The organism is Pseudomonas sp. REP124, assembly GCF_020164475.1.
Taxonomy (GTDB): domain Bacteria; phylum Pseudomonadota; class Gammaproteobacteria; order Pseudomonadales; family Pseudomonadaceae; genus Aquipseudomonas.
Genome location: NZ_JAIQWX010000008.1, coordinates 69,587 through 78,604, shown reverse-complemented (window position 1 = coordinate 78,604; position 9,018 = coordinate 69,587). Strand labels below are relative to the sequence as shown.

Here is a 9,018-nt window from a genome sequence, read left to right as displayed (position 1 = left end):
GAGGTCCGCCAGGACCTTGCTCGATGGTCAGACCTTGAACTGGTTGATCAACCGCCGCTGCTGCTCGGCCAGTTTGGTCAGGTCGGCACTGGCCGCGCTGGATTCATCGGCGCCGCCCGCCACTTCGTTGGCCACCTGGCCGATGTTGATCACGTTGCGGTTGATGTCGTCCGCCACTGCGCTCTGTTCTTCGGCGGCGCTGGCGATCTGGGTGTTCATGTCGTTGATCACCGACACCGCCTGAGTGATGGTTTCCAGTGCTTCGGCCGCTTTCGCGGCGTGCTGCACGCTTTCGTCCGTGCGCTGCTGGCTGTCCTCCATCACCCGCACCACGTCCCGCGTGCCTTGCTGCAACTGCTGGATCATGGTCTGGATTTCTTCGGTGGCGCCCTGGGTCTTCTGCGCCAGGTTGCGCACTTCGTCGGCCACCACGGCAAAACCTCGACCCTGTTCACCGGCCCGCGCCGCCTCGATGGCCGCGTTCAGCGCCAACAGGTTGGTCTGTTCGGCAATCCCGCGAATGGCGGTGAGGATCGCGTTGATGTTTTCGCTGTCCTTGGCCAGGGTCTGCACCACGCCCACCGCGCGACCGATTTCCACTGCCAGGGCGCCAATCGAATTCGACGTGTCATGCACGATCTGCTTGCCCTGACTGGCCGCCTGATCGGCATGACTGGCGGCTTGCGCGGCCTGGGTCGCGTTGCGCGCCACATCCTGTGCGGTGGCGGTCATTTCCTGTACGGCGGTGGCCACCTGATCGATCTCGGCCATCTGCTTGTGCACGCCGGTATTGGTGCGGATCGCGATATCGGCGGTGTGCTCGGACGAATCGCTGACGCTCTGCACCGACGACACCACCTGGGTGATCATCGCCTGCAGCTTGGCCAGGAAGGTGTTGAAGCCCTTGGCGATCGAGCCCAGTTCGTCGGCGCGGTCGCTGGTCAGGCGGCGGGTCAGGTCGCCTTCGCCTTGGGCGATGTCATCGAGCATGGCGACCATCTGCTTCAGCGGACGGGCAATGCCGTGGCCCACCAGCCAGATCACCAGCAGGCCGAGACCGGCAATCAGCAGGCCGACCATGGCCATGCCGAAGGTGTCGGATTTACGCTGGGTATTGAGGTCGGCCTGCAGCGATTGCAGATCGGCCATCACCGCGTTAAGCGGCAGTTGCAGCATCATGGTCCAGCGGGCGTCGGTCTGGCCGATGCCGAACGGCAGGTACAACTCGATCCGGCCCTGGGCCTTGTCGACGCTGTAGGTGACTTCGCCACGCTTGAGGTTGGCCATGTTGGCAATCTGCTGGGCGTCGAGAATGTCGCTGACCTTCTCGCCGAACTTGCTCGGGTCCTTGGTGTAGGCAACGATCCGGCCATTGCCGCCGATCAGGGCCATTTGCCCGGCGCCACCGTAGAGTTTCTGGTTGGCGGCCAGGAGCATTTCCTGGATGAAGTTCACCGACAGGTCGGCGCCGACGATGCCCTGGAAGGCGCCGTTGAGCATGATCGGTTCGATGAAGGAGGCGAGCATGACGATCTTGTCGCCGACCTTGTAGGGCGCCGGATCGATCACGCAGGACTTTTTGGTTTCCTTCGAGCACAGGTAGTACTCGCTGGCGCGCACGCCGGTGGACAGGGTTTTCTGGTCATCCACGTCCACCAGCTTGTCCTGGCCGAGGCTGCCGTCGGCGTTGCGGAACCACCACGGCAGGAAACGACCGTCCTTGGCATCGATGCCGACCACGCTGGTGCCGATATAGGCGGCATCGTTGTGATCCAGCGCATCTTTTTCCCAGCCGATATAGGTGCCGAGGATTTTCGGGTTCTTCGCCACGTTTTCCTTGATCAGTCCGATCAATTGCTCGCGGCTCAGGCTCAGCGCCGGCTGGCCATCGGCGCCCTTGGTGCCGATCAGCGTGTTGACCCGCACCAGGCCACCGGCGATCAGCAGCGGCGCTTCCAATTCACGCTGAATCTGGCTGACCTGGGTCTGCGCCAGGGAGGTCAGGCGCTGCTCGATGACCTGCTCGAATTGCGCCTGGGTCCGCTCCTGGACCATGTCCTGCGTCCGGGCGCCGGAAAACAGCGCGTAGACCACCAGTGCGGCCACCACACTGAGAACGATGGCGCCCGCCAGGGCTGCCACGGAAAACTGGATTGACTTGAATTTCATGGGTGCTCCGCACGCAAAAGGTCGTCTGCGGAGCAATATCGGCAGGGGGTTCGACGGGCATGAGCGGGTCTGGTGCAAATTCCTGTATTTCGCGAGGCGGATGTCGCAAATGGATTGCAGCAGTTCGTAAACGACGCGGGTTTGCCGGATTTGTGAATTTTTTACTGCGCTGACGAGAGCTTTGTCCGAAATTTGCGTCTTAGAGTTGTTGCAGGTTTCGTTGTATCTGGCGCCGATACATTTACACGCCTAGGATACGGACAGGTTTTCCAGGGAGTCCTTTGATGAACAAGACATTGGTGTTGTGTGGCCTGAGCGCAAGTCTGCTGCTCGGCGGATGCCAGTCGGTCAATACCACCAGCGCCGGCGCCGTGGGCGTGGAGCGCAAGCAATACATGTTCAGCATGTTGTCCGAGCAGGAGGTCAACCAGATGTACGCCCAGTCTTATCAAAAGACGGTGGGCGAGGCGACCAGTCAGGGCGTGCTGGACAAGACCAGCAGTGACGCCAAGCGTGTTCAGGTGATTGCCGACCGGCTGATTGCCCAGGCGCCGAAGTTTCGTCCGGATTCGGCCCAGTGGAAATGGGAAGTCAATCTGATCAAGAGTGACGAGCTCAATGCCAACTGCGGGCCTGGCGGCAAGATCATTTTCTACACCGGCTTGATCGACAAGCTGCAACTGACCGACGATGAAATCGCCGCGGTCATGGGCCATGAAATCGCCCACGCCCTGCGCGAACACGGTCGTGAAGCGATGTCCAAGGCGTACGGTATCGAGATGGCCAAGCAGGGCGCCGGCGCACTGCTGGGCCTGGGTCAGGACAGCCTGGCACTGGCGGACACGGTCGCCAACTACGGCATGACCTTGCCCAACAGCCGCGCCAACGAGAACGAGGCGGACCTGATCGGCCTGGAGCTGGCCGCTCGCGCCGGCTACAACCCGAACGCCGCGATCACCCTGTGGAACAAGATGACCAAGGCTTCGGAAGGTTCGCCGCCGGAGTTCATGAGCACTCACCCGAACTCGTCGAGCCGGATTGCCTCGTTGCAGGCGGCGATTCCGAAGGTGATGCCGTTGTACGAGCAGGCCAAGAAGTCCTGACTTGTCGGGGAAGGCATCGTCTTTGTGGGAGCGAGCCTGCTCGCGATGGTCGTGAACGCTTACGCGGGCATTCAGTAAGCCAACGTTATCGTTGACTACCATCGCGAGCATGCTCGCTCCTACAGGACCGTTGTCAGACCCACCCGCTGCTCTGCATCGCCTTGTACACCGCGACAATCGCCAGAATGAAGAACGCCGAAGCCGCCAATCGGCGAATCAGTGTCAGTGGCAGTTTGTCCGCCGCGAAGTTACCCGCCAATACCACCGGCACGTTGGCAATCAGCATGCCGACGGTGGTGCCGATGATCACCAGCCACAATTCCGGATACTGCGCCGCGAGCATCACGGTGGCGATCTGGGTCTTGTCACCGATTTCAGCCAGGAAGAACGCAATCAGCGTAGTCACGAACGGCCCGAACTTGCGGGCGGTGCTGGCTTCGTCGTCATCCATCTTGTCCGGCACCAGGGTCCACAGGGCGGTCGCCGCGAAGCTCACCGCGAGGATCCAGTGCAATAACGTGTCCGAGAAGAAACTGCCGACCCAGGCGCCTACCGCACCAGCCGCCGCGTGGTTGGCCAGGGTCGCGGCAACGATGCCGGCGATGATCGGCCAAGGCTTGCGGAAGCGGGCAGCGAGAATGAGCGCGAGCAGTTGCGTCTTGTCGCCGATTTCGGCCAAGGCAACGATTGCGGTGGGGACCAGTAATGAATCCAGCATCAGGGGTTTTCCTAAGGGGCGGGTCGACACGGCTATGACACGTACAGCCTTCCCGCCCCGGGTAAGGTGTGCGTGTCATAGGTCTTGTCAAACCCTGCGATCCGTCTGATGCGGTCGCTTGGGTCGCATGCGCCATGGTCTGAGGACCAAGTATGTTGACGCACGCCGGACGAGCATGGCGCTCGTGGGAGACTACTCCCCTAGGACGGAGCGGATTCTGCCTAGGCAAAACCCATCGTGCAAGCACAAATTTCTAGCCGCGTTTGGCCCGGTAGATGCGAAAGCCCTGAACTTCGGCCTTGATTGCGCACACTCCGAGATGCTCCTCGATCAACGGCTGGTACTTCAGGAAGCTGTTGGCGACCAGGCGAAGTTCGCCACCGTTTTTCAGATGTTTCGCGGCTTTTCGCAGCAAGTTTTCCGTCGCCTGATAATCGGTGTGAACGCCGGTATGGAACGGCGGATTGGTCAAAATCGCATTCAGCCCGGTGGGAGCCGCATCGATCCCGTCACCGGTGATTACCTCGGCTTCCAGACCATTGGCCGCCAGCGTCAAACGGCTGCTGGCGGCGGCGAACGCATCGACGTCCAGCATTGTGACCTGAGTGTCCGGGTAGCGACGTTTTACCGCAGCCCCCAATACTCCCGCGCCACAACCGAAGTCCAGCAGATGGCCGCCCGGCAGTTTGTCCAGGTGTTCGAGCAGCAGGGCGCTGCCGCGATCCAGACGGCCGTGGCTGAAGACGCCCGGCAGACTGATGACCTTGAGCGGGCCTTCGGCCAGCGGCAGTTCGTATTCCTGGGCCAGGCTTTCCAGCGATTTGGCCTGGGGAGCATTGTCCACGGTGACCTGCCAGAGTTGGCAATGACGTGCGCTGTCGAGCTTTCTCGGTTTGCCAAACGGGTTCAACTGCTTGGCCGCGCCTTCGATGCCACTGCGTTTTTCCCCCACCAGGAACACCTCGCGACCTTGCAGGCGCGACGCCACGGCGTTGAGCAGGTAGTCGGTCAGGTCCTTGGCCTTGGGCAGAAACACCACGGCGCTGTCGAATTCGAACTCAGGCACATTCACGCCAAAGTCGCTGCGCCCGGCAAAGCGCGCTTCCAGCGCGGACTGATCGCCGGCATGCCAGCACCAGCCACGAGCGGCAGGCAGACGGCCAAGCAAATCATCGGCGGGCAGGCCGGCCAGCAGCACGGCACCCTGAAATAATTCGGCCTGACGAAGCAGTACTTCACTGCGCGGATCCATAACTGCTCCTGTGAAAAAAAGTGCGGCAGTTTATCAACTGACGACCCGCAGCGCCTTACCGCTGAAGTAGCCCAGGGCGTTTTCAGTGACCTGACCCACGATCCGCTGACGTGCTTCGCGACTGCCCCAGGCGTTGTGCGGGGTGACGATCAGGCGCGGGATATCGCCGGCCAGCAACGGATTGCCGTTGACCGGCGGCTCCACACTCAGCACGTCGGTGGCGGCGCCGCCCAGATGGCCGTTGCGCAAGGCATCGGCCAGCGCCTGCTCATCGATCAGGCCGCCACGGGCGGTGTTGACCACGAATGCACCGGGCTTCATCGAGGCCAGTTCACGGGCGCCGATGAAGTGCCGGGTATGTTCGTTGAGCGGGCAGTGCAGAGTCAGGGCGTCGATTTGCGGCAGCAGTTCATCCAGCGGCAAACGGTCTGGACGGGCAGGGCGCCCCGGAATCTGGCCCAGCAGAACGCGCATGCCAAAGGCTTCGGCCAGTCGCGCGACGGCGCCACCCAGTTCACCGTGACCGAGCAGGCCCAGGGTTTTACCTTCCAGTTCGACGATCGGGTAGTCCAGCAGACAGAACTGTTTGGCCTGCTGCCAGCGACCTTCACCGACGGCTTTCTGGTAATCGGCCAGGCGCGTAGCCAGGTTGAGCAGCAGCATGATGGTGTGCTGCGCCACGGATGGCGTGCCGTAACCCTGGCAGTTGCACACGGTGATCCCGTGGGCTCGGGCGGCGGCCAGATCGACGTTGTTGGTGCCGGTGGCGGTGATCAGGATCAGCTTCAGATCGGGGCTGGCGGCGATGGCGGCCGCGTCGATCATGATCTTGTTGGTGATGGCGACGGTGGTACCCTTGAGGTGGTCGATCACCTGATCGGGCAAGGTCTGGGAGAACAGTTGCAGTTCGCCGAAACATTGGCGCAGCGGGCTCAGGTCGAGATCGCCAAGATCCAGGGACGGGTGGTCGAGGAAAACGGCGCGGCGGTTGTTCGTCATCAACTGTACCTTTTGTGCAATGAACTGAAGGCGTAATCTGCCGAGCCTAACAGATGAAACAAACAGTTACGCTTGTCCTAAAGGAGCCCCCATGTATTGGACCGAGTTCTTGACCGTTGCCCTGATCCACCTGCTGGCGGTGGCCAGTCCGGGCCCTGACTTTGCCGTGGTGGTACGCGAGAGCGTGACTCACGGTCGTCGGGCCGGCACCTGGACGGCGCTGGGCGTCGGCACGGCGATTTTCCTGCATGTCGGCTATTCACTGCTGGGTATCGGGCTGATCGTGTCCCAGTCGATTGTGCTGTTCAACGCATTGAAGTGGGCCGCCGCGGCCTATCTGCTGTACATCGGCTTCAAGGCGCTGCGTGCGCAACCGGCTAAAGTGGTAACTGACGACCTGCACAAGGAAGCGGGTGAGCGCACGGCCCGTGGCGCTTTCACCTCGGGCTTTGTGACCAACGGTCTCAACCCGAAGGCCACGCTGTTCTTCCTGTCGCTGTTCACGGTAGTGATCAATCCGCACACCCCGCTGACGGTTCAGACCGGATACGGGATCTACCTGGCAGCTGCGACGGCGACCTGGTTCTGCTTGGTGGCGATGCTGTTCAGCCAGCAGCGCGTACGCGCCGGTTTCGCCCGCATGGGCCATTGGTTCGACCGGACCATGGGCGCGGTGTTGATCGCCATCGGCGTGAAGCTTGCGTTTACCGAAATGCATTAAGCATCCAACTCCTGTAGGAGCGAGCATGCTCGCGATGGTGGTCAACGATAACGCTGGCTTCCTGAATGCCCGCGTAAGCGTTCACGACCATCGCGAGCATGCTCGCTCCTACAGGATGGGTGGGCACAACCCCTGGATGATGGCGCAAAGCTAGCATTTATACGGCTCTGCAAATCATTCCTTTGGCTGATTTGGCCGGCGATAAGGCGCACTAGAGTGCTTACTTTCAGCCACGACCGTGCAGTCAGAAAAAGGGGTTCTCATGTTGCAGACTCGCGTTATCCCCCCAGCCGAAGGCGCTTACCAGTATCCACTGCTGATCAAACGGTTGCTGATGTCCGGAACTCGTTACGAGAAAACCCGGGAAATCGTTTATCGCGATCAGTTGCGCTACAGCTATCCGACACTGATCGAACGTGTCGCGCGCCTGGCCAATGTGCTGACGGCCGCCGGTGTCAAAGCCGGTGACACCGTCGCCGTCATGGATTGGGACAGCCATCGCTATCTGGAGTGCATGTTCACCATTCCGATGATCGGTGCGGTGATCCATACCATCAACGTGCGCCTCTCGCCGGAACAGATCCTCTACACCATGAATCACGCCGAGGACCGCTACGTGCTGGTCAACAGCGAGTTCGTGGGCTTGTACAACGCGATCGCCGGGCATCTGACCACCGTCGAGAAAACCCTGCTGCTAACCGACCAGCCGGAAAAGACCGCCGATCTGCCGAACCTGATTGGCGAGTACGAGCAGTTGCTGGCAGCCGCCAGCCCGCAATACGACTTCCAGGACTTCGACGAAAACTCGGTCGCAACCACGTTCTACACCACCGGCACCACCGGCAATCCCAAGGGCGTGTACTTCACCCATCGGCAACTGGTCCTGCACACCATGGGCGTGTCGACCATCATGGGCGCCATCGACAGCGTGCGGCTGCTGGGCACCAACGACGTGTACATGCCGATCACTCCGATGTTCCACGTGCATGCCTGGGGTCTGCCGTATGTGGCGACCATGCTCGGGCTCAAGCAGGTTTATCCGGGGCGCTACGATCCGGAGTTTCTGGTGGAGCTGTGGCGCAAGGAGAAGGTCACGTTTTCCCACTGCGTGCCGACCATCCTGCAAATGGTCCTCAATGCGAAGGCTGCACAAAATGTCGATTTCGGCGGCTGGAAAATCGTCATCGGTGGCAGTGCGCTCAATCGTGCGCTGTACGAAGCAGCCAAGGCCAAGGGCATTCAATTGACCGCCGCCTACGGCATGTCGGAAACCGGGCCGCTGGTGTCTTGCGCGCACCTCAATGATGAATTGATGGCCGGCACCGAAGACGAGCGCACCACTTACAGGATCAAGGCCGGCGTACCGGGGCCATTGGTGGAAGCGGCGATCGTCGACTGCGACGGCAATTTCCTCCCCGCCGACGGTGAGACCCAGGGCGAGCTGGTGTTGCGTGCACCGTGGCTCACCGAGGGTTATTTCAACGAACCGCAGAAGGGCGCCGAGCTCTGGGCCGGCGGCTGGCTGCATACCGGTGACGTGGCCACTCTGGACAGCATGGGCGTGATCGACATTCGCGACCGGATCAAGGACGTGATCAAGACTGGGGGCGAGTGGATCTCCTCCCTGGACCTCGAAGACCTCATCAGTCGCCATGTGGCGGTACGCGAAGTAGCAGTGGTGGGGATTGCCGATCCGCAGTGGGGCGAGCGTCCGTTTGCCCTGCTGGTGCTGCGTGAAGGCCATGTGGTCGGGGCCAAGGAACTCAAGGAACACCTCAAGCCATTCGTGGAGCTGGGGCACCTGAGCAAGTGGGCGATTCCGAGTCAGATCGCGCTTGTTACTGAAATTCCCAAGACCAGTGTCGGCAAGCTCGACAAGAAGAAAATCCGCCTCGACATCACCGAATGGCAGGCCAACAACAGCACGTTCCTTTCAACGCTTTAATCCTCCTTTGGCGTGCCCTAAAGGGCACGCCAGCCCCACCAAGCAAGCGCTTGGCTTGTCAAATCCGAATTTTCAGCCATCCTTGCCATGCCGACGGTCGTCGGCCTGGCA

General features: G+C 61.2%; 7 protein-coding genes, 1 pseudogene and 1 riboswitch. Of the genes and pseudogenes, 3 read left to right on the top strand and 5 right to left on the bottom strand.

What is annotated here, in order from left to right; translation table 11 throughout:
• Positions 1-27: 27 nt before the first annotated feature.
• Positions 28-771, bottom strand: coding sequence for a methyl-accepting chemotaxis protein (locus K9857_RS30485; RefSeq protein ID WP_411961541.1), 744 nt, complete (start codon positions 769-771; stop codon positions 28-30).
• A gap of 111 nt (positions 772-882) precedes the next feature.
• Positions 883-1,080 (bottom strand): annotated as a pseudogene (locus K9857_RS30480) (HAMP domain-containing protein); the annotation flags it as partial.
• A gap of 1,373 nt (positions 1,081-2,453) precedes the next feature.
• Between K9857_RS30480 and K9857_RS03840 the strand changes: the two are divergent.
• Positions 2,454-3,272 (top strand): M48 family metallopeptidase, encoded by an 819-nt coding sequence (locus K9857_RS03840; RefSeq protein WP_224533563.1) that lies wholly within the window; start codon positions 2,454-2,456, stop codon positions 3,270-3,272.
• Positions 3,273-3,405: 133 nt separating this feature from the next.
• Here the strand turns inward: K9857_RS03840 and K9857_RS03835 are convergent, their stop codons facing one another.
• The 3 genes from K9857_RS03835 to K9857_RS03825 form a co-directional block, all read right to left on the bottom strand.
• Positions 3,406-3,990, bottom strand: a complete 585-nt coding sequence (locus K9857_RS03835) for a TMEM165/GDT1 family protein (protein ID WP_224533562.1) — start codon at positions 3,988-3,990, stop codon at positions 3,406-3,408.
• A gap of 90 nt (positions 3,991-4,080) precedes the next feature.
• A riboswitch (yybP-ykoY riboswitch) is annotated at positions 4,081-4,203 on the bottom strand.
• 40 nt (positions 4,204-4,243) lie between these two features.
• A complete protein-coding gene (locus tag K9857_RS03830) occupies positions 4,244-5,242 on the bottom strand; it encodes a class I SAM-dependent methyltransferase (RefSeq protein WP_224533561.1) in 999 nt (332 codons plus the stop codon).
• 33 nt (positions 5,243-5,275) lie between these two features.
• The gene (locus K9857_RS03825) at positions 5,276-6,241 is read right to left on the bottom strand and encodes a 2-hydroxyacid dehydrogenase (RefSeq protein WP_224533560.1); all 966 of its coding nucleotides are present in this window, start codon (positions 6,239-6,241) and stop codon (positions 5,276-5,278) included.
• A gap of 91 nt (positions 6,242-6,332) precedes the next feature.
• Here K9857_RS03825 and K9857_RS03820 point away from each other — a divergent pair, with 91 nt between their 5' ends.
• Together K9857_RS03820 and K9857_RS03815 are read left to right on the top strand one after the other, a co-directional pair.
• The gene (locus tag K9857_RS03820; RefSeq protein WP_224533559.1) at positions 6,333-6,962 is read left to right on the top strand and encodes a LysE family translocator; all 630 of its coding nucleotides are present in this window, start codon (positions 6,333-6,335) and stop codon (positions 6,960-6,962) included.
• Between the two features lie 262 nt (positions 6,963-7,224).
• The gene (locus tag K9857_RS03815) at positions 7,225-8,907 is read left to right on the top strand and encodes a fatty acid--CoA ligase (RefSeq protein WP_224533558.1); all 1,683 of its coding nucleotides are present in this window, start codon (positions 7,225-7,227) and stop codon (positions 8,905-8,907) included.
• The last annotated feature ends 111 nt before the right edge of the window (positions 8,908-9,018 follow it).

Excerpts from the sequence above, each read along its gene's own strand:
- K9857_RS03840 (WP_224533563.1), top strand. The coding sequence starts at position 2,454 with ATGAACAAGACATTGGTGTTGTGTGGCCTGAGCGCAAGTCTGCTGCTC.
- K9857_RS03820 (WP_224533559.1), top strand. The coding sequence starts at position 6,333 with ATGTATTGGACCGAGTTCTTGACCGTTGCCCTGATCCACCTGCTGGCG.
- K9857_RS03835 (WP_224533562.1), bottom strand. The coding sequence starts at position 3,990 with ATGCTGGATTCATTACTGGTCCCCACCGCAATCGTTGCCTTGGCCGAA.
- K9857_RS30485 (WP_411961541.1), bottom strand. The coding sequence starts at position 771 with ATGGCCGAGATCGATCAGGTGGCCACCGCCGTACAGGAAATGACCGCC.
- K9857_RS03815 (WP_224533558.1), top strand. The coding sequence starts at position 7,225 with ATGTTGCAGACTCGCGTTATCCCCCCAGCCGAAGGCGCTTACCAGTAT.
- K9857_RS03825 (WP_224533560.1), bottom strand. The coding sequence starts at position 6,241 with ATGACGAACAACCGCCGCGCCGTTTTCCTCGACCACCCGTCCCTGGAT.
- K9857_RS03830 (WP_224533561.1), bottom strand. The coding sequence starts at position 5,242 with ATGGATCCGCGCAGTGAAGTACTGCTTCGTCAGGCCGAATTATTTCAG.